We start from the raw sequence: 25,788 nt of genomic DNA, 5'->3' as shown, positions 1-25,788 counted from the left end.
CAACTTTAACAGTATAACAAAACTTTTTTGTAAAGTAAAGTTACTTGACAAAAAATTGTTAAAAAAATCTCCCACCCCATCAAATGGGACAGGAGTTCTCCTTAAAGGTCTATTTCAAATGGCTCATCAATCGTTTCCGAAACGTATTTGCCATCCTTTTTTCGTTGTTTGACACATTCTGTCAGCAGGTACTCGATCTGCCCATTGACCGATCGAAAGTCATCTTCTGCCCATGATGCGATAGCAGCATATAACTTGGCTGACAATCTAAGTGGAATCTGTTTTTTCTTTTGGTCAGCCATTCTTAATAGAGACTTCCCGTATTAACAATTGGTTGTGCATCATGATTGCCACAGAGAACGACAAGAAGGTTCGAAACCATGGCTGCCTTCCGTTCTTCATCTAGCTCTACAATTTCTCCTTCGCTCAGGCGTTCAAGGGCCATTTCAACCATCCCAACTGCTCCGTCGACAATCATCTTCCGCGCATCGATAATGGCAGAAGCTTGTTGGCGTTGAAGCATGACAGCTGCGATTTCTGGAGCATAGGCCAAGTAGGTAATACGAGCTTCTAGAATTTCAAGCCCAGCATCTTTTACACGTGCTTGAATCTCTTCTCGAATACGACTGGCCACAATTTCACTGGAGCCTCTTAGGCTACCCTCATCTGCCTGGCCGTCTCCTGTCGTATCGACATTAGGAGCTACATCATAAGGATAGATGCGGACAATATTACGAAGAGCACTATCACACTGCAACGAGAGATATTCTTTGTAGTTATCCACATTGAAGACTGCTTTAGCAGTATCCACTACACGCCAAGTGACTGCAATACCGATTTCTACAGGATTTCCCAAACAGTCATTAATCTTCTGACGAGAGTTGTTCAAGGTCATCACTTTTAAGGAAATATTCTTTTTACCTGTCTCGATAGAAATACTGTTACCTTCTGCTGTTTTACTGACAGACATGGGTGACTTGGTGGTGACATCACCACTTTGGCCCAAGCGGGTGTTATTGGCAGGATTGACAGCGACACAGAAGGGATTGACAAAGTAAATACCCGCTTCTCGAATGGTTCCAATATAGTTCCCAAACAAGGTCAAAACCAAGGCCTCTTGCGGTTTAATAATTTTGATCCCCGCATAGCACACCAGACTAGCAATAAAGAGAAAAATACAGGTAATAACTGCAATCGCAAGTGGAAAACCTTCTGGTAGACTAGCAATTGCACTAATAAAGGCTAAAACTAAGACAAGATCCCCAACTAGCAAGCCTATAAGGGCAGCTAAGCCGTTTTTCTTTTGGGTTAAAATTTTTTCTTCCATGGGACAAACCCTTCTTTCTTTGTGATATCTAAATGATATCACTTTGCTTACAAAAGTCAAGATATAACTGTAAATTATTTTAGCAAGAAACCGAGCAAGCTGAATTGTCTGAAAATTCAAGAATTTTCTTCTGTCGTTGGGCCGTAAATTGTGCTATAATAATAAAAAATACGATGAGAGGGAATCAGATGACAGAATTAGATACACGCCATCGCAGTAGTGTCTACGACAGCATGGTCAAGTCCCCTAACCGGGCCATGCTTCGGGCAACTGGGATGACAGATGAAAACTTTGAAAAACCAATCGTAGGGGTAATCTCTACTTGGGCTGAAAACACGCCTTGTAACATGCACCTGCATGATTTTGGGAAACTAGCCAAAGAAGGCGTCAAAGATGCGGGAGCTTGGCCAGTCCAATTCGGAACCATTACGGTTGCCGATGGGATTGCTATGGGAACGCCTGGGATGCGCTTCTCCTTGACTTCTCGTGATATCATTGCGGACTCTATCGAAGCGGCCATGGGTGGTCACAACGTCGATGCCTTTGTAGCCATCGGCGGTTGTGATAAGAACATGCCTGGTTCGATGATTGCCATTGCCAATATGGATATCCCTGCGATTTTTGCCTATGGTGGTACCATTGCACCGGGTAATCTGAATGGCAAGGATATCGACTTGGTTTCTGTTTTCGAAGGGATCGGGAAATGGAACCATGGTGATATGACTGCTGAAGAAGTGAAGCAACTGGAATGTAATGCCTGCCCTGGCCCTGGTGGCTGTGGGGGTATGTATACGGCCAACACCATGGCGACAGCGATCGAGGTTCTTGGGATGAGCTTGCCAGGTTCCTCTTCTCACCCTGCTGAATCAGCTGATAAAAAAGCCGATATCGAAGAAGCAGGTCGTGCAGTTGTGAAAATGCTTGAAATGGGACTAAAACCATCTGACATCTTGACCCGTGAAGCCTTTGAAGATGCGATTACAGTGACCATGGCACTGGGTGGCTCCACCAATGCGACCCTTCACTTGCTTGCGATCGCTCATGCGGCCAATGTGGATTTGACCCTTGAAGACTTCAACGATTTCCAAGAGCGCGTGCCTCACTTGGCTGACTTAAAACCATCAGGTCAATACGTCTTCCAAGACCTTTACAATGTCGGTGGTGTGCCAGCCGTCATGAAATACCTTCTTAAGAATGGTTTCCTTCATGGGGATCGCATCACATGTACTGGTAAAACAGTAGCTGAGAACTTGGAAGCCTTTGCTGATTTGACACCAGGTCAAAAAGTCATCATGCCACTTGAAAATCCAAAACGTGCGGATGGTCCATTGATCATCTTGAAAGGGAACTTGGCTCCAGAAGGGGCGGTTGCCAAAGTATCAGGTGTGAAAGTTCGTAACATCACTGGTCCTGCTAAGGTATTTGACTCGGAAGAAGCTGCCATTGAAGCGGTTCTTTCGGATGAGATCGTGGATGGCGACGTTGTTGTTGTTCGTTTCGTAGGTCCGAAGGGTGGTCCTGGTATGCCAGAAATGCTGTCCTTGTCATCCATGATCGTTGGGAAAGGCCAAGGAGATAAGGTGGCCCTCTTGACAGACGGACGCTTCTCTGGTGGTACTTACGGCCTCGTTGTTGGACACATCGCGCCTGAAGCTCAGGTCGGCGGTCCAATCGCCTACCTCCACACAGGGGACCTGGTGACAGTTGACCAAGATACCAAAGAAATCACCATGCATGTCTCAGACGAAGAGTTAGCCAAACGGAAGGCTGAAACAACTCTACCACCACTGTATAGTCGTGGGGTTCTGGGTAAGTATGCCCACACGGTATCCTCTGCTTCACGCGGTGCCGTGACCGACTTCTGGAATATGGAACAGTCTGGTAAACAATAAGATATGAAAAAACTCACTTTACGAATTTGTAAAGTGAGTTTTATTGATTTATCGCGGAGGAAGGCCAAGTGCAATACGCCCATAACGGCTGATCCGTGTAATTTTCCAGGCGGGCGACCAGGTTACTTCTACTTTGACGTCTTCAATACCGTCAATTTCTTTTAGGCGAGCGACGATTGCAACAGGCAAACTTTCCGCACAGTCACAAGCGGTATCGGTAAAGGTCATGACTACCTTGCAAGTCCCTTCCTCATCCAGATCCAACTCATAAATCAAACCAAGGTTGTAGACGTCCAATTCAACATCGGTATCAAACACAAGCTCTAACTTTTCAATCAATTGTTTCTCCAGTGCTAGGGCACGGTCGTTAATCTTGATATCCTCTCTCATCTCGCTATCCTTTCCCTCCTTTAATGAAGACTATTTTCTCACAATTCTGACAATAATGCAAGTTCACCTAGAATGAGATTGAATGACAGCTACAAATCAAACCATCCGTCTTAAGACTGATTTAAAATTACAGGAACTTATCTTAAGTTTTCTTTAAGTTTTCCGATTTATACTAGTACCATCAAATGAAGACCTCCTAACTTTGTTTGATAGAAAATCCTAAACTTTTTCATAATAATCTCCCATAAAGGCCACCAAATCAGGTGGCTTTTTTCTATGTACCTTGGCGAACGTTAGTGAGCTTAGGTACATTGATGCAGTTCGAACGCTAGTGAAAACTACGTTCCTTATTTTTTTACGAGCATCAGCGAGTTTAGGTACGTTGACGCAGTTTGAGCGGAGATAACTAGACTCCTATAAAAAGTATGTGTGAAGAAAGTTTTAAAACCTTCAAAAATTTTTTTCAGCTCTATCTTTCTATTATTTCCTATATTTGTAGGCGAAATAGCTATTTTACGGGCTTTGTCTCCCGATAATTCCTTTTGCCTCCTCCAAGTTCTTGTGCTATAATGATACGGATGCTGTTCATTTTCGAACAAGGAGGTACATTATGAAACAAAGCCATTCACGTTTTCTCATTCCAGGGATCCTTTTACTAGGAGTGGTCTTGCGGGCCCCATTTACGACCCTCTCCACTGTCTTATCAGATATTGCTGCTAGCTTTGGTGTCGAGGTGAGTTCTCTCGGCCTTTTGACGAGTCTCCCCCTCCTGACCTTTGCTATTTTCTCTCCTTTTGCTACTAGCTGGGCGAGACGCTTTGGGATTGAGCGACTCTTTCTCGGAGTTTTGATCCTGATGACGATTGGATCTGCTCTACGCACCATCAATCTGCCTCTCCTCTATGTGGGAACTCTTTTGATTGGTGCTGCGATTGCCTTTATCAATGTCCTTCTACCAAGCTTGATCCAAGCTAATGAACCAAAACGTCTTGGCTTCTTAACAACCCTTTATATCACAGCAATGGGCTTGTCTACTGCGGTAGCTTCTTCTGTTGCTGTTCCTATCACTCAAGCCACCTCTTGGCAAGGCCTAGTCTGGGTGCTGACCGTTGTCTGTGCGCTTGCACTTGTGATCTGGCTCCCCAATGCTCGTCACAATCATTATTTGAAAAAAAGCTCCTCTTCTAATGAAAATAAGACTAGCTGGTATAAGAATGGTAAGGTCTGGGCTATTATGCTCTTCTGTGGTCTACAGTCTCTCTTGTACTATACGACGATGACCTGGCTTCCTACCATGGCAACCCAAGCTGGTATCGATCAAGCCAATGCAGGAATTTTAGCATCTGTATTCACCCTGATGAGTCTTCCTTTCTCTATGACTATTCCAAGTCTCACCACCAGCCTTTCTGAACGAAACCGTCGCATCATGCTGATAACGACTGTTTTAGCTGGTTTTACTGGAATTGCCATGCTGTTACTAAAGACAGACAACTTCATTTACTGGTTGATCCTGAATATCTTGATCGGAAGTTTTACGAGTATCTTATTCCCTTACCTCATGGTTACCTTCTCCATGAAGTCCAGCTCTCCTGAGAAAACTGCTCAGCTCTCTGGACTGGCTCAAACGGGAGGATACGTCTTTGCTGCACTTGGACCTATCTTATTTGGTTCAAGCCAACAAATCTTCCACTCTTGGACACCTGGTATTTTAATCCTTCTTGTCGTTGCTTTGTTTATGAGTATGGCTCTCTATCAAGTTGAAAAATCTGATATCATCCTTTAATCCACTAGGTCCCATTGAGCAATGGGATCTATTTTTTGTACGAAAAAAGAATCAGGACATTCCTGATTCTTTGCTATGTCTTAATTATTCGTAAAATGATACGTGTACGTGGTCATAGTGATTTTCTGTTACGCTACCACGGTCTGGCATTTCATTCCAAGTGTTTGCTGGTCCATAAATGTTGTCTACTGGAGCATAGAAACGTTGTTTCCAGATGATGTAAGAAATTCCATTTTCTTGCATGTGATCAATTGCATATTGAGCTACTTGGTCACCGATTGCTGAACTTTCTGGAACCATAACGTCGACCGCAAGACCTTTACCGTGATCTTCTGGGTCACCAGGACGGTAACCACCGATGTCAGTCAAGCCAAGTTCATTAATCACTTGTTCTTTGAATTTAATTGTTTGAGGTCGAAGACCTTCATTTGAAGTTGGAGTTGCTGTTGAAGGAGTTGAAGCTGTCGTATCAACAACTGGTGCTGGTGCACCATATTGTGGTGTTGAAGCAACCGCAGTAACTTCTGGTTCTGCTGGAACTTCTACGACTGGAGCTGGTTCAGCTACTGGAGCCGCTGGTGCTTCCTCAACAACTGGTGCTTCTACAGGAGCCGCTACTTCAGCTGGCGCTGCAGCAGGTTGCGCAGGTGCTTCTTCAACAACTGGTGCTTGTGCTTCCTCAACAACTGGTGCTGCTGGTGCAGGTGTTTCAGCTGGTGCTTCTGGAGTTGGCAAGCTTTCTGATACTTGCTCTGCCACTGCTGCTACAACTGCAGGTGCTTGAGGGAGTTCTACAGCTTGGTTGCTTTCATCTGCTACTGGTTTTGTCAAATCACCCACTGCAACAGTTTGGTTGTCTACTTTGATTTGATTGTTTGTCAAATCAGCAGAAGTTGTCACAGTTGCATCAGCATTTCCTGCTGTAGGAGTTTGGATTTCTACACCTGTCACTTGGTTTTGATCATTGACAGTTGTTGTCAAGACAGTTCCTGGGAAAATCAAATCAATGTTGCTGATTTGGTTCAAGTTTGCCAAAACAGTTACGTCAACATTCAAAGCTTCCGCAATCGTGCTTAGGGTATCCCCATATTTGATAGTGTAGGTTTGTTTGTTTTCTGAAGTTGAAATATCTGCACGAATTTCATCTACAGAACGGGCAACCCAATCCCCATTTGATTCTGCTTTACCAGTTGTAAATGGCAAGACCGCCATAGCAACAGTCGAAGCAATTAAAGCCTTTTTATTTACTTTCTTCATACGTTCTTTCCTCGTTTTCTTATTATCGGAGATTTATCTCCAGACAGATACATTTAATATTCTACCACATTTTTTGTCTTTAAAATGGCTCTTCTTTTCTTTTAATCTAACTGACCCTAATTTGTAACATTAGCCCTTTCTTGTTACATTCTCTTAACAATTAATTACAGTTAGTACTATTTGGATAATCAAACAAATTCATTGTTTCAGAAGCCTTTGGAAGTCATGAACGAGGGAATTTTGAAAGATTTTTCAGTTGAATAAAAGCTAAAAAACACCCCAAGTTCGTGTCTTGTAGACATCACTTGGGGTGCTGTTTTTAACGGCTTGTATCTTATTTGACTTTCATCATTCGGACCAAGTTGGCGCGTTCGGCTTCTTCGAGTTTCATTTCGATATAGTAAATGGTTTCTTTGAGGTCTGGAATCGTCGCATATTCCAATCCATTGACCCGACGGCGTGTCTTTTCGATCTCATCGGCCATGAGCTGACAAGTTTTTTCAATCTCTGCCAGGCGCAACAGGTCTGGAAGGAGTTCTTCCATTTCTTGAATGGTATTGTCCATCTGGCTATTGGAAGCCACGTAGCTATAGACCACGTCTCCCTCATCGTCTCCATATGGATTATCAATATGGGCATGCATCTTGGGCACGCGCACACTCATGATGTTCTCCGTCTCGATATGCAGGCTGACTTCCCGCGTCGGAACTGCAAAGATTTCCTGGACCATGAGGTCGTTTTCCAGACATTTGGCCAGGACAAATTCTTGCATATTGCCAATCAGAGCAGCTTCAACCTTCTGACGGAGGCGGTCATTTTCACGGACCGACTCGATGAAGCGTCGCATGAGCTCGTCTCGTTTGTCCTTGAGAAGTTTGTGTCCTCTGGTTGCCGTTTTCAGACGCTCTTTGAGGGTGTTTAACTCCATCCGAGTGGGTTTGACATTTAATCGTGCCATCTGACTTCCTCCTTTCTACTCCTAGGCTTGTGCTTCCTGAGAAGTTTTTGGGAGGTATTCGTCAATCATGTCATCCTTGATCCGCTTGAGCTCTGTCCGTGGCAAGATAGCCAACAATTCCCAACCTAGATCCAGACTTTCTTGAATGGTCCGATTGGTGGTAAAGCCTTGGTTGATGTACTCCTTCTCAAAGCGATCGGTAAACTTAACATAGAGCTTATCTGTATCGGACAAGGCGGATTCTCCGAGCACCACGGCTAATTCTTTGGCTTGTTTTCCTTGGGCATAGGCCGCAAAGAGCTGGTTCATGGTCGCCGCATGGTCTTTCCGAGTCTTTCCTTCACCAGAACCCTTGTCCTTCAAACGAGAAAGGGATGGAAGAACATTGATCGGTGGGCGGTAACCACTATTGTAGAGATCGCGGGACAAGATAATCTGACCTTCGGTGATGTAGCCTGTCAAGTCAGGGATGGGGTGGGTGATGTCATCTTCTGGCATGGAGAGGATCGGAATTTGGGTCACAGATCCTTTCTTTCCAACCAAGCGTCCTGCACGTTCGTAGAGGGTTGAGAGGTTGGTATAAAGGTAACCTGGATAGCCCCGACGTCCTGGAACTTCCCGGCGGGCAGCGGAGACTTCCCGAAGGGCTTCACAGTAGTTGGTCATGTCGGTCATGATAACCAAGACGTGCATGTCTTTTTCATAGGCCAAATATTCTGCCGCGGTCAAGGCGATCCGAGGGGTCGCAATCCGCTCGATAGCTGGGTCATTGGCTAGGTTGATGAAGAGGACAGAGCGATCAATCGCACCTGTTTCCCGCAGGTCGTTCATAAAGAACTCGGCTTCTTCAAAGGTAATTCCCATGGCCGCAAAGACCACGGCGAAGTTTTCCTCCGAATTAAGCACCGTCGCTTGACGAGCAATTTGAGCAGCCAATTCTTTATGAGGAAGCCCTGATCCAGAGAATACCGGAAGCTTTTGCCCCCGAACTAGGGTGTTCAAATGGTCAATAGCTGAGATCCCTGTCTGGATAAATTCATCCGGATAGTCCCGCGAAACAGGATTGATGGCTTGCCCATCAATGTCCAAGTACTTTTCTGGGATAATCTCTGGACCGCCATCGATGGGTTTGCCCATCCCGTTAAAGATGCGTCCCACCATGTCTTCAGACACTGGGAGTTCTAGGGGACGTCCGGTAAAGCGGACTTTGGCTTTTTCTAAGTTGATCCCGCTAGATCCTTCAAAGAGCTGGACCATAGCCTTATCTTCTTGGACTTCAAGGACTTGTCCCTGGCGGGTCGTTCCGTCATGGAGCTTGATTTCTACCAGTTCATTGTAGTGAACCCCTTCGACCTGATCGACAATCATCAAGGGGCCAACAACTTCGCTGACAGTACGGTATTCTTTAATCACGCTCATTGTCTACTCCTCCTTTTGCGACGATTTGGTGTAGGGTTTCTACGATTTCTTCTTTCAAAGCTTGGATGGTGGCCAACTGATCCTCATGGATGAACTTGCTTCGGGCAATGCGGTCCCGAAGGTCTACAGTTCCTTCCATGATTTCTGTGAAGTAAGCTCCCAATTCTAGTGCTTTTTGACTTTCTTGATCAAAGGTCAAAATGTTGGTCAACAAGGCCACCTGCTTGCTGAAGGAGGTATAGGTATCGACCTCATCAAAGGCATTTTGTTGCAGGTAATCTTCGCGGATCATCTTGGCCGCATTCATGGTCAAGCGGTCTTTTTCAGACAGGGAATCCAGACCAACCAAACGCACGATCTCTTGCAATTCACTCTCTTTTTGCAACAGGTTCATGGCGCGGGTCACTTTTTCTGCCCAGCTAATCTGTTCATGCTGATCAATATATTGGCCCACTTCATCTTGGTAAAGGGAATAAGAACTCAACCAGTTAATGGCTGGGAAGTGGCGGCGTTGCGCCAACTGAGCATCTAGTCCCCAGAAGACCTTGACGATCCGCAGGGTATTTTGGGTCACCGGCTCTGAAATGTCTCCACCTGGAGGGGAAACGGCACCGATGGCGGTAATCGAACCTTCACGCGCAGTAGTTCCGAGTGTCTTAACCCGACCTGCACGCTCGTAATATTCAGCAATCCGGCTACCAAGATAGGCTGGGTATCCTTCATCCCCTGGCATTTCTTCTAGACGACCAGACATTTCACGGAGAGCTTCTGCCCAACGCGAAGTAGAGTCCGCCATGATGGCAACGGAATAGCCCATGTCACGGAAGTATTCGGCAATGGTAATCCCTGTGTAGATGGAAGCTTCACGCGCCGCTACCGGCATGTTCGAAGTATTAGCGATCAGAACCGTCCGTTGCATAATGGATTGACCTGTCGTTGGATCGATCAATTCAGGAAATTCATTTAGAACGTCCGTCATTTCATTTCCACGTTCCCCACAACCCACGTAAATTACGATGTCTACATTGGCAAACTTGGCCACCTGGTGTTGCACAACTGTTTTCCCAGCTCCGAAAGGACCAGGAACAGCTGCAGCTCCACCTTTAGTCACTGGGAAGAAGGTATCAATAACCCGTTGGCCTGTAACCAAAGGCTCTACTGGAATCAGTTTTTGTGCAAAGGGACGGCCTCGACGAACCGGCCATTTTTGCATCAAGGTTCCAGTAAAGAGGCTACCATCTGCCTGCTCGATCTCATAAACTGGCTCTTCCACTGTGTAAGAACCTGCTGCGATCTTGGTCACACGTCCACTGACACCGAAGGGCACCATAATGCGGTGTTCCACCATATTGGTCTCCTGGACCGTACCAACGATGTCTCCGGCAACTACCTCTGTTCCTTCTGCCACGCTTGGTTCGAAGGTCCATTTGGTGTCACGGTCTAGATTTGGAACTTGCACACCACGAATAAGGAAGTCACTGGCGGTGACTTCTTGGAAACGTTCCAAGGGACGTTGGATCCCGTCAAACATCTGAGAAATCAAGCCTGGCCCTAACTCGACAGAGAGGGGAGCTCCGGTTGTTACTACTGGTTCTCCTGGACCGACTCCAGACGTTTCTTCATATACTTGGATAGAGGCTTCGTCACGCCGCATCTCAATAATTTCGCCAATCAAACCAAGATCGCCGACCCGGCAAATGTCTTGGATATTGGCCTCCTGCATCCCTGATGCAACCACCAAGGGACCGGAAACTTTGATAATTTTTCCTTGAGTCATGTATTCCTCCTGGGAATCCTTTGTTTCTTTGTTTTACTTTTGTGCTATCTCTCTTAGAGATTGCTTTTGTTGGCCATTGGCATCGAAATTGCTTGGATCCAACCAAGCTTCGAAGCGCTGTTTGATTTCTGGCCATTCTTGGTCAATGATGGACAACCAGTCTGTATCACGGGTACGACCTTTATAAACAACAGCCTGACGGAAACAGCCTTCATAGGTGAACCCTAAGCGCTCAGCTGCTTTGCGAGATGCTTGGTTTAGGGCATCACATTTCCACTCATAGCGACGGTAGCCTAAATCTTCAAACACGTAGCGCGCTAACAAATACTGGGCTTCCGTAGCCATGCGTGTTTTTTGGAGCGCTGGTGAGTAGGTCACTGCTCCGACTTCGATCACCCGATTAGCTTGATCGATCCGCATGAGAGAGAAAGTCCCCAAAGCCTTGCCTGAATCTTTGTCTACAATCGCATAGTAAAAGCGACCTTGGGCTGTCATGAGATCATCTAATAAGCGGTCCCACTCCTCTTCATTGCGGGCAGGACCTTTGAACAGAAAGGTCCACATCGTTGCGGGAGAGGCTGGTCCGTAGACCTGATAAAGATCTGCTCCATGTTTTTCTTTTGAGAGGCGTTCGATCACAGTATAGCGACCCTCGATCCGCTCAATAGCTGGCAAACGCCCTGGTGTAAAATCAGGCAGTGCATCGCCAATCGCTTGGCCAAATTCATTTGTTCTCATAAAATATCCTGTCCAACTGCTTTTTCGACATTGTCTCGAATTCGCTGCCGTCCCAGTCCAGTCGTTCCCTTATGAGTAGGGATCAAGATGACGGCTGGGGTTACTTGGCGATCATAGTGGGCAATGGTATCTGGGATTTCCTGAGCCATATCCTCCGTCAGATAGATGATGCCAAAATCTTCTTGGCTCAAGTGACGTAAGGTATTGATGGTTTCCTGAGCCTCTGCTACGGGAAAGGTCTGAAAGCCAATCATTTGAAAAGGAAGGATGGCATCTCGGTTTCCCACAACGGCAATTTTTTGCGTTTTACTGGCCATAGATTGGTCTCATCCTTTCTTTTATTTTGTCAATCGGGAGCTGATTATCCAGACCCGTCAAGACCAAACGAAGGTTCTTCACCTCCAGCTCTTTTCCAAAGAGATAGCGAGCTAAAGGTAAGGGCCCGTCTATCTCAAATGAAGCTTGTTCCAATATTCGGTACTTAAGCACATGCTCCAGGTATTCCACTGTCTCAGCAGTTACTCTGCCTGCTCGCATCTGCTCCTCATACTGTGTCAATTCCACATCATAAGGCAAGGGATTGACTTGTTGGAACCAACTGATGAGGTTGCCCTGCTCGACGCACTGGATGACTTCTCTTGCTGAGAAGGTCCCTGCATCGGACAAGAGTTGCTTCATAAAGCTGTTCGGCTTTTTCAAACTGAGGGCTCGTTCAACTGTGATGACATTGTAACAATCAATGGTCAAGGTGACCAAGGATTTTAAAAGTGGATGGTCCAGATCTTTCGCCAAGCATTTGAGATGATCAAAGTAAGCCAAATCCATGCCGATCTCCAGAACCCGAATATCCTGATAGTCGACATATTCCTGCCAGGTTGCTGCGACTTCTTGAGCCATAAACTCTGGGCAGTTCTCTGAAGAAAAGGTCTTGGCTACTTGTTCAAGAACTGCTAAGGAATAGGGACCTGCATCCAATAATAGGAAGTTCAAATCCCGCCCCGTTGCTCGCTCTTTCAAGAAGACCTTGAGATTGTGATAGGTGTACTTGAGGGCAAAGAGGTCGACCACCGCAGGGTTCGGAGCTACCTGATAAGCCCAATCGTACTCTGCCAGAAGGTGCTTCATCAAGGCTTGCTCGACCACTTGGACTTGACGCAGTTGATCTGCCTCCAAGGCATAGGCCGTCCCTTGCAAGAGATTAGCACGCGCTTCTGCATCGGAGCTATTCAGAAGGGCATCAAACTGAGCCGGGCTCAAAAAACTAGCTTCACGTACACTAATCCCGGTATTTACTTGAGAATACGTCCGTTCACTCATAGCCCCTCCTAGTTTTTCTCTTCTTTAAAAATGCTGGCTGCCATATGGAAGCTTTGATCCTCCCGCACAGCATCAACCAAATCACGGTAGAGGTAGCTGGCATCCACTTTGCCAAAGGAAAGGACAAAACCAGCCTCTTGGGCAAGCGTTTCTTTTGCTAATTGAAGCTGTGGATAGGCCTCTATCAAATCCTGACGATCTTGATCTGTCATTTTTTCTGCCGTCACAGCACCAAACGTTAAGAGCATTGCTTGATCTGCATAGCGAGGAAGAATGCGATGCAGAAATGCGAGCTCTTCTTGGCGTGACCAAGTCGCCATTTTCTGGTAGGCTTCCGCAAACAACTCTTTTAAGACCCGTTGCTTGGTGACCAATGTTGATTGGCGCTTTTGATTTTCTATTTGTTGGCTTTCACGTTGCAAGCGGCGCTCAATGGTCTGCAATTGAACCGCCCGTTGGTGTAACTTTTCTTCTACCAAACGAGCTTCCTGCAACTGGGCTTCTGCTTGGACCTTAGCCGTCGCTTCTGCCACTAATTTCCGGCCTTTTTCATGGGCCTGTTCAAGGATGGAATCCTTTAATTGGGAATAATCCGTCATTGTTTTTATTTCCTCCTTTGGAGTTCTTCGCCACCGATAATAGACGAAGAGAACATTCCTCTTCTTTGACTGAGGTGTGTCTAGATTAGCCGACGCGAAGAGTCAAAAGGAAGGACACAACGAAGGCCAAGATGGCATAGGTTTCAACCATGGCCGCAAGGATAACCCCTTTCATCATGTCTTCAGGGCGTTTTGCCAAGATTTGCATCCCAGCAGTTGCGACATTTCCTTGATGTTTCGCTGAGAAATAGCCGACGATCGCTACTGGAAGGGCTGTGAAGAAGTAAGCAACTCCTGTTTCAAGAGCCATATCTGGTTTAATTTGCAACCAGATCAAGATCCCGATAACGAAACCGTACAAACCTTGTGTACCTGGCAACAATTGCAAGATCAAGGCTTGGGCAAATTTTTCTGGTTGTTCTTTCAAGAGTGCGGCAGCTGCTTGACCGGTCTTACCAACACCGAGGGCTGAACCCATTCCACTAAGAGCCACTGCAATGGCTACACCAAGTGCTGCAAAGAAGGCACCCCCATGGGTTGAGAAATATGAAGCTAAAGATTCCATGAATATACTCCTATAAATTTTTTTATGATTGATTTACTGAATTATTTTTTTGTTTTGACATAGCGTTCCGACGGTTTTAGAGGTCGGAAGGGCTTGCCACCACCCTCGTAGAACTTGCCAAAGAACTCGACAAAGATCAAACGCGCTCCATGCACATAGCCTGATAAAAAGGACAGAAACATGTTGATGGCATGGAGGAGGACAAAGAGTACAAGGCCGACGGTGAATCGTCCCAGGGTTGGGAAGAGATTGACAATCAGGTTAAAGGCTGAACCGATGCTGGCCCCTGATAAACCAAGCGCCATCAAACGAGTAAAGCTGACCAAGTCTCCGACATAGCTGCTAACGTTGTAGAGATTAAAGAGACCTGCTGCAAGTCCTGATAATTTCTTTGCACTGACAATGGACACGACCAAAATGCCAATCGCATTGAGAATGGCTAGCCACTGGCCAATGGGGACTAGATAGGATAAACCTGGTAGGATGTTTCCGACTGCTAAGAGCATCAAGCCTAACAAGATCAAGACCCAAGCAAAGCCTGCGTTGTAGGCTTCCGTATAGTCTTTCAGGCGAACGTTTTTCATTCCACCTAGGAAGAGACCGACCAAAACGGTGATGAAACCAAAGACAACCGATAGGATCAAGATAGTCATGGCATTGGTCGTCGTACTGATCAAAGCAAAGGGCATCTCAAAGCCGAAGAAGGAACCGTAGACGATTCCCCAAAGGGCTACCGAGATTCCTAAGAGGCAGAAAAATCGAAGGTTTTTTGCTGCGCTCGGCTGAAGCTGGAAAGCTTTTAGAGCAAAGCCAGTTGCCAATGTCAACAAGAGACCATAGCCGATATCTGCTACCATCATGCCGAAGAAAACAAAGTAGAAGAGAGAGACGATTGGGGTCGGATCTTTCTCGTAATACTTGGGCAAAGCATACATCTCCGTCACTAACTCGAAGGGCTCCACCAAGGCATTGTTTTTCAGTTTGATGGGTACCTGGTTCCATTCTTCTTGAGCGACTTCACGTGTCTGCAAGACGACTTGGTTCCCAAACTCCTTTTGAAGTTTGGCTTTTAAAGCATCGAGTTGAGTAGTTTCAATCCATCCCTCTAGGGCAACCAAATGGGCTGTACTGGCAAGAGAGCCTTTGGCCTCTTCCCGGGCTCCTAGACTCAAGACATAATCGAGTTGGTACTTGAGCTGGTTGAGGTCTTCCTTGGCTTGACTGAGCGTTTCCAACGTAGCTGCTTCGACAGCACCTTGTTCTTTGATTTCTCTCTTGAGTTGCTCCAAACGTTCTTTTGGTAGCGTTTCTCCTTGGTAATCAAACTCTTTGAAATGCGAACTGGTCAGCGTATCTTGAAGGTCTGTTAAATCCCCAGACTTATACAAGACTACCACCCCATGCTCCGTTTCCGAGCTAAAGACCACATCGACCTCTACATCTGGATGAGCCAGCAAGGCTTGTCGCGCCTGATCCTGTTCACTATTCGGAATGGTACCGATTAAGCCACGAACATAACGGAAACGCTTGAGCTGATCAGGTGTTGTCGTCAAGGCAGCCCATTTTTCTAAAGAGGCGATTTCCTCTTGGGCTTGCTGGACGCGATCCCGAGCCTTTGCTAAGACAGCCAATTGTTTTTGTACGGACTGTAAAAGACGTTGCTCATCACGGATGACCCCATGAGACTCTAAATCGTGAAAAGACAAGGACAAGGGAGCTTCTTTTAGTTTTTCTAATCCCTTCTTCTGAGGAATAAAAGGCTCCAGGGCCTGAATAGCCTTTTCTAACTGCTCTTCCCGACGTCTTAGTTCATCCATTCTTAGAGCTGATCCTTTGGAACCATCACTCGTCTGAAAGGCAACCTGCCAATCCTCTTGCTCGCTCAAATCATAGATTTGGACCGACTCCTCTGACTGGAGCGACAAGAGAAGCTCGTCCATTAGATTTGTGGGCAAGACCAGAGAAAGGTGTTGCATTGGACTAATTGCCATAGGTTGCTACCACCTTTTCTACAATTTCGTCTACCAAAGTTGCACGCTTATCTGTCATGGCTTGCTGCACCTTTTCGTCATTGTGTTGACTGGTCACTGCCAGGTCTGCTTCCAAGCCAGCAATCGTCGCTTTCGAGGACTCTTCCCGCTCTGCAACCAGCTTAGCAGTCTCTTTGTCATAGGATGCTGCTACCTCCTGTAGGTGATTACCTAGCTGTTGGCGCAAATCTTGGACCTGATTCTCGTAACTTGCGACAACGGCTTCTGCTGCCATTTCAATCTCTTGCATCATTTCGAGAGTTGCGTTGGCCATCACTCCACCTCCTTACCTCTTCCTTTACAAGAAGGAACAAATTCTTGTGTAAATTATAACATATTTCATCAACTTTTTTCAGCGTCTTTCCTTTGTTTCCAGAGGTTATTTTTTTAACAAAGGTGATTCAAAAAAGATGCGGATTCTGTTCCTTCTTTCAGTCGTTCGCTGGTCGTATTCCTTGTATATCCCGGTTTTTTATGTTATACTGTGAAATATATTATAGGATTTTCTCCGGGTGTAACCTCGGTTGAAAGGAGGACTGCTGTGAAACAAGATCGTGATCTCCGAAGCATTATTAAGAGCCATCAAGAAGAAATGACGGAGCTAGAGCTAGACATTGCCCGCTATTTTTTATCTCCCGAAGCACAGCAACACTCTCTTTCCTCGTCTAGAGTGACGGAACTTTTGCATGTATCAAAAGCTGCTTTGACCCGTTTTTCCCAAAAGTGTGGCTTCACAGGCTACCGGGAATTTATATATCACTTTAACGAAGAAACCAAATCTCAAAAGCAACAATCCCCGCACGGCGAATTAACACAGGATGTCTTGCGTCGCTACCAGCAGGTCCTTCAGGCTACAGAAACCCTAGCAAAAGATGAGCAAATCAAAGAAGTCGCTAACTTAATTACTCAAGCAGATCGGGTCTACTTCTTTGGAAAAGGAAGCTCAGGATTGGTGGCTTCTGAGATGAAACTTCGCTTCCTTCGACTGGGCGTTGTTTGCGAAGCCTTAACCGATCAAGACGGCTTTGCATGGACGACCAGTATCTTGGATAAATCCTGCCTGGTCATTGCCTTCTCTCTATCAGGAACTACCCGCTCGATTATCCATAGCCTTCTGGATGCTCAAGAAATGGGAGCAAAAACCGTTCTTCTTACTGCTCAACCGGACGCTATCAAAGAGGACTTTACGGAAATTTTACCAGTTGCTCCCCTACCTGGAAGCACCTATATCGACCGTATTACGGCGACCCTTCCCTTCTTGACTATGATTGATTTAATCTATGCTCACTTTCTCGAAATGGATCGGGAGCGTAAAGAGAGAATTTTCAATAGCTATTGGGAAAACAAAAAACTCAATGGCTACGATTCACGTAGACGCTAGTCTTCTGATTTATCACCAGGAGCTGAGGATCCTTTCCTTGGTCTCCTGGTTTTTTCTTTTCCACAAAAAATGTTTACTACTTCGGTGAGCATTTCAGATTGAAAATAAAGTCTTCTGAAAAACTTTCCTTAGGTGAGTACGGACGTCAGCGAACTTCGAAGAAGTTCCATGACTAAATCAAGATACAAAGGGCGTCTGCGGATAAAGTCAAAATAGGAAGTTTGACGCAGAATCTTTAGATTCTAGGAGAACTTATCTTTTTGACACAATCTGCAGCCCGTGTTCAATTCGTTTTGGACCTCTTCGCTCTTTTATTTCCGGGCTCAGGCTCAAACAGTTTCCCAAACTGTTTTACTCCCAAAACTCCCGAGTTCCTGAAACACAAGTGTTTCAGGAACTTTTCTCACAGCGGAAAGTTTTTAATCTTCTTAAATGACTATAGATATAAGTCCTTTTTTGAAAATTATCTAGCTGTTTTATGTAAAACAATAGTTTGTCTACATTCAAAAAATGCTCACCTAAGTGGTGAGCATTTTTGATTTAATTGCGTCTGGCTTGTTGTTGTTTGAAATGGTAGTAAGCTCCTATCATCCCTGCCGTATTTTGATGATGCGCAAACTCCAATTGCGTCTTGTCTGCTAGGCTTGGAACGAGGGAGTCTTTGAGGGCTGCTGAAATCTTTGGTTTCAAAATAGCTTCCTGTCCCATAACTCCACCACCAAGAATAACCACTTGAGGATTGACAACATAACAAATATTGGCAAGCCCCTTGCCTAGGTAGTCGACCATGCGATCGATTCCTGCCATACAGATGGTATTTCCTTGGGTCGCTTCCTTGAATATGCGACGACCACTCCATTGTTCGACAGGATCTCCATGTTGCTTGGCAACATATTCAACCAAAGCTGTCGTCGAAGCCAAATCTTGGAAGGCGCCATCTTGAAGATGAAGGTAACCTACCTCGCAGGCAGAATTGCTAAAGCCATGGAAAATCTCCCCATTGATCAAGAGACAGCCACCAATGCCAGTACCGACCGTTAAACAGACGGCAACTTGAGCCCCCTGGCCATTCCCTGACATCACTTCTGCTAAACCAGCACAGTTGACGTCATTTTCAATTTCGCAGGGGATTTGATAGGTCTCTTCAATTTCTTTTTTGAACTGAGTTCCTGCATAATTGGGAATCTGAGGGCCCGCATAAAAGATTTCCCCCTTATCGGGGTCAACCATCCCAGCTGACGAAATACAGACTCCAAGGATGGTATTTTCTTCGAGGTAAGATTCTACTAAAGCTTTGGTTTTCCCTAGAATCGCAGGTCCCCCTTTTTCAGCTTCTGTCGGCATTTCATGCGACTCGATCAGATTCTCTGCTTCATCAATCAGACCATATTTGATATTGGTCCCACCGATATCAATCGCTAGGTAATAGGCCATACACCTCTCCTTTCCGATTTACACTCTTTTTTAAAGGAAACGTTCCTTGACTTCACGGATTAAGCTAGCTGCTTTTTGAACCACTTCCTGGTCTCCTTCAGTTACTGGGGTTAATGGACTCCGAACAGATCCCAGTTCTAGACCTTCATTGATCCGCAAGACTTCTTTAATGACGCCATACATGTTTCCATGAGCAGACGTCAAGGCTCCGATAATACCATTAATGGCAAATTGCAAGTCACGCGCAGTTTCCAAGTCTTTCTCAGCAATCAGCTGATTGAGTTTCAAGAAGAGCTCTGGCATAGCACCATAGGTGCCCCCAATACCAGCTCCTGCTCCCATAAGACGGCCACCTAAGAATTGTTCATCTGGACCATTAAAGACGATATGGTCATCGCCTCCCAAAGAAGCAAAGGTCTGAATATCCTGAACAGGCATAGAGGAATTCTTCACCCCAATCACCCGTGGGTTTTTCAACATTTCTGTATACAGACTCGGTGTCAAAGCTACCCCTGCCAATTGCGGGATATTATAGATGACAAAGTCTGTGTTTGGTGCTGCTGCGCTGATTTCATTCCAGTAGTGGGCAACACTGTATTCTGGCAAGCGGAAATAAATTGGCGGAATGGTCGCAATGGCATCTACTCCTAGCTCTTCTGCATGTCGTGCCAATTCCACGCTGTCCTTGGTATTGTTGCAGGCCACGTGAGCGATGATGGTCAATTTTCCTTTAGCCACTGCCATGACTTCTTCTAAGACCAGCTTGCGATCGGCTACGCTCTGGTAGATACATTCGCCGGAAGATCCGTTGACATACAAGCCCTGCACACCTTTCGCGATAAAATATTCTACCAGCGCACGTACCCGCTCCGGGCTAATTTCTCCTTGGTCATCATAACAGGCATAAAAAGCCGGGATGACTCCTTCATATTTTTTTAAATCTGACATTCTTTTCTCCTTTCACGAATGTTTACCAAATCCTATTTTTCTTTTTTATTCTTTAAAACGAGCAAATATCTTTTCCATCAATCCAACCTGTAGGAAGGTCAGGCTAGAAAAACCAATCAAGAAGAAGACCATGAGTCCTAGTAGAAAGCTTAAGACAGAAGTCACAAACACCATAGCTACTAGCAACAAGAGAGCCCCCATAACGAAGAACCATGGGAAATACAAACCAGATACAATCAGAGCTTTTTGTAGACACTCTGTCCAAGTCAATCGATAACGCGCCGCAATTGGATAGGCCGCTAGCATGACCAGAACTAGGAAGATAAAGAGCCCTAGACAAACAGCTTTTAACACCTGCATTGGCAAGGCTGTCTGACTCCAAAAGAGGAACAAGTCAAAGAGACAGATCCCTGAAATGAGCAACTCTATCCCTCCGAGCTGAAGCCCCAACTTCCAATTTTCTCGAAAGGCGTTGATATAAGTCCGAATGACTGGTAGGCGACGCTGGTGTTTGATGGCAAAAACCGTTTGATACAAACTAATCTTTGCGATCCCGATTGTGACAATCGGCAGACAGCTCAGCACAAAAAGAAGATTGACTGTGACTAAGTCCGCTATTTTCTCGCTGATTCGCATCACCAGATTGTCAGTATTAAAAACTGTTTTGATCAATCCTGTTTCTCTTTGTGACATACCGTCTCCTTTCTGACTCTCTTAATCGATTAAAATTTTCACTAACTGTTTTCGAACGACTTCTTCTTGACCCGCATAACCATTGGGCTGATGAGGTTCCCCTGGGAAGAAAATCGCAAAATTATGATACCCCAAATGAAGTGGATAAGATTCCTGGCAATGGACAAAACCGATGTCCGATGCTTCATCAAAGGCGAGCGCTTCACCTGTCACACGAGATCCATAACTCGAAAACTCATGTCCTTCTACCAAAAGATGCAAATCGGCATATTTTTTGTGGTGCTCAAAGCGATTGCTTTCTTCTTTATTGAGGGTGTTTTCTTGAACGACGAGAAAGACCTTATCCCCATCAATATCATATCTCCCCAATTCAAAAGAATCCTTCCGATGCTCATAGAGAAAATCAATGGCCTGATCTAGATTGGGATGGATCCCTTTGTAAAAGGTGATGTTTTTTAAATCATCAAATATCATACACTTTTCCTTTCGACACTTCTTAGGACGAGAAAAGAAAACAAGTGATTTCTTCCCTAGCCCCTTCTAGGGCACCGATGAAGTGTAGAACCTGCAAGAGCCCTACACCTCTCAGCCTAGAAAAAAGTATCTGTACACTACTATCGTTTGTCCAAGCAGACGGCTTATCCCTTGACCGCTCCCATGGTAATCCCTTGAGTGAAGGATTTTTGGAAGACCAGGAAGACCGTAACGATTGGCACCGCAGCCAAAGCTGCTCCAGCCATGATCAAGCCATAGTTGGTGGCCATTTCAGCCTGCATGGTCGCAACCCCTAGTGAAATAGTCAGGTTTTGACGAGAGGTCAGCATTACCAATTGCATAAAGTAGTCGTTCCAGGTGTTGATAAAGGTAAAGATGGCAAGGGCTGCAAATCCCGGCTTGACAATTGGGAAGGCAACGCTCCAGAAAGTCCGCAACTCTCCACAACCATCGATCTTAGCAGATTCTAAGAGTTCTGTTGGGATGTTTTCACTAAATTGTTTCATCAAGAAAACCCCGAATGGCCATCCGACCAGTGGCAAGATCACCGCTGCAAGAGTATCGTGGATTCCCATAAAGTTGATAATGCGTACCAATGGAACCAAGACAACTTGTTTCGGAAGGGCCATGGCTGCGATAAAGGTAGCAAAGAGAATCCGCTGACCATAGAAGCGTTTCTTAGCCAAGACATAGCCTGCCAAAGAAGAGGTCATACATACCAAAAGCATGGTAGCAAGGGAGATGAAGACACTATTCCACAACCATTGCAGGGCTGGGTTTTGTACCATCAACTGTTGGAAATTTTCCATGGTTGGTGTCTTTGGCCACCACTGAGGTGGGATCATAATGGTATCTGGCTGAGACTTAAAGGCCCCTGTCAAAATCCAATAGAATGGGAAAATGAACAAGACTGTCAAAAGGAGCAAAATGATCGTTGAAATCACTGTAAAGGCAGTGATGGGTTTCTTTTGTGTTGGTTTCATCTGAGGCTCCTTTCTTTAGTATTCTACGTCGTTTCCGAGGATCTTGAATTGCGCAAAACTGATAATAGCAATCATCACCGCAAGGAAGACACCCATGGTGTTGGCATAACCGTATTCAGAGAGCTTAAAGGCTTTTTCATATAAGTAGTACATGAGGGTACTCGTTGAGTAGTTTGGACCACCGGATGTCAACAATTGGATCAGGGCGAAACATTGGAAAGAGTTAATGGTCGTAATGATCGCAATGTACAAGGTTGTTGGCAATAAGCTTGGCCATTTGATCTTCCAGAAAACTTGCAGTTCTGTCGCACCATCGACACGCGCTGCTTCTACGAGAGAATTATCAATATTTCCCATAGCAGCGATGTAGAGGATGATCGGTTGACCAACAGAGGTGGTCAACAAGATGATGATGATGGCCATCAAAGCCCAGTGTTTGTCCCCCAACCAAGAAATGTTTTGGTTGATGACATGTCCAGATTTCAATACAAAGTTCAAAATCCCTGATAGCGGATCATAGATCCATTTCCACACAACCGTTACCGCTACACTCCCTGTAACAACTGGAAGAAAGAAGACGAAACGATAGAAGGAACGCGCAATGGCATTTTGATGATAGGTCTGAGAAGCCACAAACAAGGAGAACAATACTACGATTGGAACGGATCCGATAACGATGATGACGGTATTGATCAAGGACTTGATAAAGACCTTATCCGCAAACATGCGGGAGTAATTTTCAAGACCAACAAATTTGAAGGAGGTCATCGAGTAGTTGAAGAAACTAGTGACAAACCCCATAATCATTGGTGCTAATACAAAGACAATAAAGAAGATTAAAATGGGTGCTAAGAATGCGTAGGAAACCAGCGTCTCCCTCATTCGGATTTTGTTTACCTTCACAATAAGGCACCTCCTGATGTTCTTTTTCTATTTTTTCCTTGATTCCTATGTGGAACGGATAGCACTGCCCTTTCCTACATATGATAATTAGGAGAGCGAAAACACGAAGGCCCCCTCTTTCAATCTACACATGGAGATAAGAAATCGAGGGGGCATATGCTTTCTTATTTCTATGAAAGAATCATTTGAGTTTCATAGATGATCTATTTTTTCTTGATCGTTTCGTTTGCTTTTTCAGTAAAGGTCTTCAAAGCTGGTTCTGCTTTTTCATCCCCGTTTGAAACAGATTGCAACATTGGGAACCAAAGTGTACGCATTTCTGCAAAGCCGTCGATTGTGTTGTAGTATGGTGAGTAGTATTGAGTCCAAGTACTGATGGTTTCCATCCGTTTGTCATCATACAATTTACCAAATGAACTACGAACTGGGAAGGCACCTGTACGAACAACGTTCTTAGGACCCCATTCTTTGTCATCCGCGATGAATTGAACAAATTTCTTAGCTGCTGCTACTTTCTTTTCATCCTTGTTGTTGAAGACTGCAAAACCATTGACAAGGTATTCCAATTTTGGTTTACCGCTATCAGATGGGAATGGTACTTCGACTACTTCAACTTTACTTGCATCCAACAATTTAGCTTGGATACCGTTTTGTGAAGGTGCCCACAAGATAGTGTAAGAAGTTTGACCGTTAGCGAAGTTTTGGATGTCTGCTCCACCGTCGAATTGAGAACCATTCATCATCAAACCATCTTCAATCCATTTAGATGCTTTTTCCAAACCTTTGACAAATTTTGGATCATCTGTTGTATACTTGGTTACTTTTTCATCTGTTACAGAACCACCGTAAAGGTTAGCGATAAAGGCACGAGTACCTTGGTCTCCACCTTGACCGTTACTGAAGAGTGATCCTGGTGTGTAACCTTTGTCTTTCAAAGCTTTCAAGACTTTTTCAAAGTCGTCTGTTGTCCAGCCTTCTTTGACAAGGTCTAGAACTCCTGCATCTTCCAACATCTTCTTGTTCATCGCCATGTAGAATGGTGCTGAACTGATTGGGTACATGTAAGCAGTGTCGCCGGCCTTGCTAGCTTGGATGATATTGTCGTTGTTGACATCTTTTACAAAATCTTCAGTAAAGAGGTCGTTCAAGTCAGCCAATTTACCATTTTTACCGTATTGAATAATCCGCCCTGGTGCGTCAAAGAGAACGTCTGGAGCAGTTCCAGCTTCGATGGCAGTAGTGATCTTTTCAGGACCAGATTTGAAGTCGATGGTTTCTAGTTTAACTTTGATATCTGGATTAGCTTTTTCGAAAGCTTCGATAATTGATTTTTCGTAAGTTCCTACGCCATCTTCAGCTTTTTCTTGTGTAAAGACTGGGAAGGCCCACCAAGTGATTTCTGTTTTACCAGAATTGTCACTTGAAGATTCAGACTTAGATCCTCCTCCAGATCCACAAGCTGCAAGTGCTAGCACCGCTGCACCAGCTACCAACGAGTACAGTACTTTTTTCATTTTCATGTGATTTCTCCTCACGTTTGCGGTAAGATTTCTCTTACTTAGTGTATCCTCACCGAGGACAGTGGTCATTAAATATTTTCTTTTATACTGGGTGACTTCTCTCTTCCTAGCTTCCTCCTTGTCTCTTTTTGCTGTTCTTTTTCTATTTTAATGCTGCGACGAAGCGTTCTGTAATTTCTTTAGGTCGTGTGATAGCTCCCCCTACTACAACTCCTCTGACACCCAGGTCATGAATTTCTTTGGCTTGTGCAGGATAATGAATCTTACCTTCAGCAATCACATCGACACCCGCTTGGCAGAGTTGGCGAATCAAGTCAATGTCAGGTCCGTCTACTTTCGGGCTATAATCTGTGTACCCAGATAAGGTCGTTCCGACAAAATCAACCCCTGCTTCGACAGCTGTTAAGCCTTCTTCAAAGGTGCTGATATCTGCCATCAAGAGTTGATCAGGATATTTCTCCTTCACTTGCTGGATAAAGTCGACAATCGATAGACCGTCATGACGCGGACGTTTGGTACAATCCAGGGCAATCACTGCGATATCTAATACGGCCAATTCATCTACTTCTTTCATAGTAGCAGTAATGAATGGTTCCTCAGGAGGATAATCTCTCTTGATGATCCCGATAATCGGAAGTTTTGTCACTTCCTTGATTTCTTTGATATCGCAGACACTATTCGCTCGGATTCCAACCGCCCCTCCTTGCTCAGCTGCTTTGACCAAGAGAGGAATCACACCTCCTGCCTCTGTGTAGAGAGGTTCATGAGGAAGCGCCTGACAAGAAACGATAATGCCGTCTTTGATCTGTTGAATTAATTCTTCTTTCGTGATCTTGGACATACATTCCATCTCCTTTATTTATTACGTCAACTCGAGTACTTGTAAAGTTATTATATAGTATTTTTAAAGCGCTTACAATATTGTAGAGCTATTTTGATTATAGTTTCATATTTTAAACTATCATCCCTTTCCTCTGAAACTAGTTTCAGAGAAGCAAACATTCTAAAACTTTTTTAAAAATTTTTTCCATTTCCAGATTTTTATACGAATAGTATAAGTGACCAAACAAAAAGAAAGGAGGACTACAGATGTACTATACTCCCATTATCATCCCATGGTTTTTGTATTACTTCTTCCGTAAATAAATAAGGAAAGGGAATACCGAACATGAAAAAGAATACCAAAGCTTTTGTTCTATTAATCTTGCTTTCATTGATCTTGTTTTAAACTCAAATCTTGAAACGTAAGAAAAACACAGCATTGGCTATTGACCTTATCCTTGCTTCATCTAATCAGCTTAGCTGACACAAGATGAATAAAAGGCTACCCATACAAGCTAGCTCTATTGGAAAATTACCCTAGCTTTGCTTCTCAACAA

Annotated in this window: 25 protein-coding genes; 3 read left to right on the top strand and 22 right to left on the bottom strand. The window is 44.9% G+C overall.

What is annotated here, in order from left to right:
- Nucleotides 1-101: 101 nt before the first annotated feature.
- Together RCH62_RS02820 and RCH62_RS02815 are read right to left on the bottom strand one after the other, a co-directional pair.
- Entirely contained in the window at nucleotides 102-302 is a 201-nt protein-coding gene (locus RCH62_RS02820; protein ID WP_003011522.1) for a PTS ascorbate transporter subunit IIC, read from the bottom strand.
- Nucleotides 303-304: 2 nt separating this feature from the next.
- Complete coding sequence (locus RCH62_RS02815; protein WP_048690698.1) at nucleotides 305-1,327, bottom strand: SPFH domain-containing protein; 1,023 nt, start codon at nucleotides 1,325-1,327, stop codon at nucleotides 305-307.
- A 188-nt stretch (nucleotides 1,328-1,515) separates the two neighbouring features.
- On the opposite strand from RCH62_RS02815, the gene ilvD reads away from it, so the two are divergent.
- Nucleotides 1,516-3,219, top strand: a complete 1,704-nt coding sequence (gene ilvD / locus RCH62_RS02810; protein ID WP_006597056.1) for a dihydroxy-acid dehydratase — start codon at nucleotides 1,516-1,518, stop codon at nucleotides 3,217-3,219.
- A 48-nt stretch (nucleotides 3,220-3,267) separates the two neighbouring features.
- On the opposite strand, the gene RCH62_RS02805 is transcribed toward ilvD, so the two are convergent.
- Nucleotides 3,268-3,609, bottom strand: a complete 342-nt coding sequence (locus tag RCH62_RS02805; protein ID WP_306474576.1) for a metal-sulfur cluster assembly factor — start codon at nucleotides 3,607-3,609, stop codon at nucleotides 3,268-3,270.
- A 610-nt stretch (nucleotides 3,610-4,219) separates the two neighbouring features.
- Between RCH62_RS02805 and RCH62_RS02800 the strand changes: the two genes are divergently transcribed.
- A complete protein-coding gene (locus RCH62_RS02800) occupies nucleotides 4,220-5,392 on the top strand; it encodes an MFS transporter (RefSeq protein ID WP_306474575.1) in 1,173 nt (390 codons plus the stop codon).
- A gap of 84 nt (nucleotides 5,393-5,476) precedes the next feature.
- On the opposite strand, the gene RCH62_RS02795 is transcribed toward RCH62_RS02800, so the two are convergent.
- The 11 genes from RCH62_RS02795 to RCH62_RS02745 form a co-directional block, all read right to left on the bottom strand.
- On the bottom strand, nucleotides 5,477-6,649 hold the full coding sequence (locus tag RCH62_RS02795; RefSeq protein ID WP_306474574.1) for a LysM peptidoglycan-binding domain-containing protein: 1,173 nt from the start codon (nucleotides 6,647-6,649) through the stop codon (nucleotides 5,477-5,479).
- A 334-nt stretch (nucleotides 6,650-6,983) separates the two neighbouring features.
- Nucleotides 6,984-7,607 carry a V-type ATP synthase subunit D gene (locus tag RCH62_RS02790; protein WP_023024951.1) on the bottom strand — a complete coding sequence of 208 codons (624 nt, stop codon included), beginning with the start codon at nucleotides 7,605-7,607 and terminating at the stop codon, nucleotides 6,984-6,986.
- Between the two features lie 21 nt (nucleotides 7,608-7,628).
- Entirely contained in the window at nucleotides 7,629-9,026 is a 1,398-nt protein-coding gene (locus RCH62_RS02785) for a V-type ATP synthase subunit B (protein WP_048690706.1), read from the bottom strand.
- The gene (locus RCH62_RS02780) at nucleotides 9,013-10,803 is read right to left on the bottom strand and encodes a V-type ATP synthase subunit A (protein ID WP_061564595.1); all 1,791 of its coding nucleotides are present in this window, start codon (nucleotides 10,801-10,803) and stop codon (nucleotides 9,013-9,015) included. Before RCH62_RS02780 ends, RCH62_RS02785 begins: the two co-directional genes overlap by 14 nt.
- A 33-nt stretch (nucleotides 10,804-10,836) precedes the next feature.
- Nucleotides 10,837-11,541: a GNAT family N-acetyltransferase gene (locus RCH62_RS02775; protein WP_306474572.1), complete on the bottom strand. Its 705-nt coding sequence runs from the start codon at nucleotides 11,539-11,541 to the stop codon at nucleotides 10,837-10,839.
- Nucleotides 11,538-11,858, bottom strand: coding sequence for a V-type ATP synthase subunit F (locus RCH62_RS02770; RefSeq protein WP_048717121.1), 321 nt, complete (start codon nucleotides 11,856-11,858; stop codon nucleotides 11,538-11,540). The genes RCH62_RS02775 and RCH62_RS02770 overlap by 4 nt, the downstream gene beginning before the upstream one ends.
- A complete protein-coding gene (locus RCH62_RS02765) occupies nucleotides 11,848-12,858 on the bottom strand; it encodes a V-type ATPase subunit (protein WP_129270536.1) in 1,011 nt (336 codons plus the stop codon). The genes RCH62_RS02770 and RCH62_RS02765 overlap by 11 nt, the downstream gene beginning before the upstream one ends.
- 8 nt (nucleotides 12,859-12,866) lie before the next feature.
- Complete coding sequence (locus RCH62_RS02760) at nucleotides 12,867-13,457, bottom strand: hypothetical protein (protein ID WP_306474571.1); 591 nt, start codon at nucleotides 13,455-13,457, stop codon at nucleotides 12,867-12,869.
- Between the two features lie 85 nt (nucleotides 13,458-13,542).
- On the bottom strand, nucleotides 13,543-14,022 hold the full coding sequence (locus RCH62_RS02755) for a V-type ATP synthase subunit K (RefSeq protein ID WP_023024938.1): 480 nt from the start codon (nucleotides 14,020-14,022) through the stop codon (nucleotides 13,543-13,545).
- A 41-nt stretch (nucleotides 14,023-14,063) separates the two neighbouring features.
- On the bottom strand, nucleotides 14,064-16,013 hold the full coding sequence (locus tag RCH62_RS02750) for a V-type ATP synthase subunit I (protein ID WP_306474569.1): 1,950 nt from the start codon (nucleotides 16,011-16,013) through the stop codon (nucleotides 14,064-14,066).
- The gene (locus tag RCH62_RS02745) at nucleotides 16,003-16,326 is read right to left on the bottom strand and encodes a hypothetical protein (protein WP_306474568.1); all 324 of its coding nucleotides are present in this window, start codon (nucleotides 16,324-16,326) and stop codon (nucleotides 16,003-16,005) included. Before RCH62_RS02745 ends, RCH62_RS02750 begins: the two co-directional genes overlap by 11 nt.
- A 267-nt stretch (nucleotides 16,327-16,593) precedes the next feature.
- On the opposite strand from RCH62_RS02745, the gene RCH62_RS02740 reads away from it, so the two are divergent.
- Nucleotides 16,594-17,433: a MurR/RpiR family transcriptional regulator gene (locus RCH62_RS02740; RefSeq protein ID WP_306474567.1), complete on the top strand. Its 840-nt coding sequence runs from the start codon at nucleotides 16,594-16,596 to the stop codon at nucleotides 17,431-17,433.
- Nucleotides 17,434-17,973: 540 nt separating this feature from the next.
- On the opposite strand, the gene RCH62_RS02735 is transcribed toward RCH62_RS02740, so the two are convergent.
- The 8 genes from RCH62_RS02735 to RCH62_RS02700 form a co-directional block, all read right to left on the bottom strand.
- On the bottom strand, nucleotides 17,974-18,867 hold the full coding sequence (locus RCH62_RS02735) for an ROK family protein (protein WP_306474566.1): 894 nt from the start codon (nucleotides 18,865-18,867) through the stop codon (nucleotides 17,974-17,976).
- 30 nt (nucleotides 18,868-18,897) lie between these two features.
- Nucleotides 18,898-19,815, bottom strand: coding sequence for a dihydrodipicolinate synthase family protein (locus RCH62_RS02730; protein ID WP_306474565.1), 918 nt, complete (start codon nucleotides 19,813-19,815; stop codon nucleotides 18,898-18,900).
- 45 nt (nucleotides 19,816-19,860) lie between these two features.
- Entirely contained in the window at nucleotides 19,861-20,508 is a 648-nt protein-coding gene (locus RCH62_RS02725; protein ID WP_306474563.1) for a YesL family protein, read from the bottom strand.
- Between the two features lie 21 nt (nucleotides 20,509-20,529).
- A complete protein-coding gene (locus RCH62_RS02720) occupies nucleotides 20,530-20,982 on the bottom strand; it encodes a YhcH/YjgK/YiaL family protein (protein WP_306474562.1) in 453 nt (150 codons plus the stop codon).
- Nucleotides 20,983-21,146: 164 nt separating this feature from the next.
- On the bottom strand, nucleotides 21,147-21,986 hold the full coding sequence (locus RCH62_RS02715; protein ID WP_048717106.1) for a carbohydrate ABC transporter permease: 840 nt from the start codon (nucleotides 21,984-21,986) through the stop codon (nucleotides 21,147-21,149).
- Nucleotides 21,987-22,001: 15 nt separating this feature from the next.
- A complete protein-coding gene (locus RCH62_RS02710) occupies nucleotides 22,002-22,889 on the bottom strand; it encodes a carbohydrate ABC transporter permease (RefSeq protein WP_048717104.1) in 888 nt (295 codons plus the stop codon).
- 203 nt (nucleotides 22,890-23,092) lie between these two features.
- Complete coding sequence (locus RCH62_RS02705; RefSeq protein ID WP_238656756.1) at nucleotides 23,093-24,409, bottom strand: extracellular solute-binding protein; 1,317 nt, start codon at nucleotides 24,407-24,409, stop codon at nucleotides 23,093-23,095.
- Nucleotides 24,410-24,551: 142 nt separating this feature from the next.
- Entirely contained in the window at nucleotides 24,552-25,250 is a 699-nt protein-coding gene (locus tag RCH62_RS02700; RefSeq protein WP_306474561.1) for an N-acetylmannosamine-6-phosphate 2-epimerase, read from the bottom strand.
- Between the last annotated feature and the right edge of the window lie 538 nt (nucleotides 25,251-25,788).

The organism is Streptococcus sp. (assembly GCF_030825805.1).
Classification (GTDB): domain Bacteria; phylum Bacillota; class Bacilli; order Lactobacillales; family Streptococcaceae; genus Streptococcus.
The sequence above is the reverse complement of the archived record's forward strand: the minus strand, read 5'-3'. Positions and strand labels throughout refer to the sequence as shown.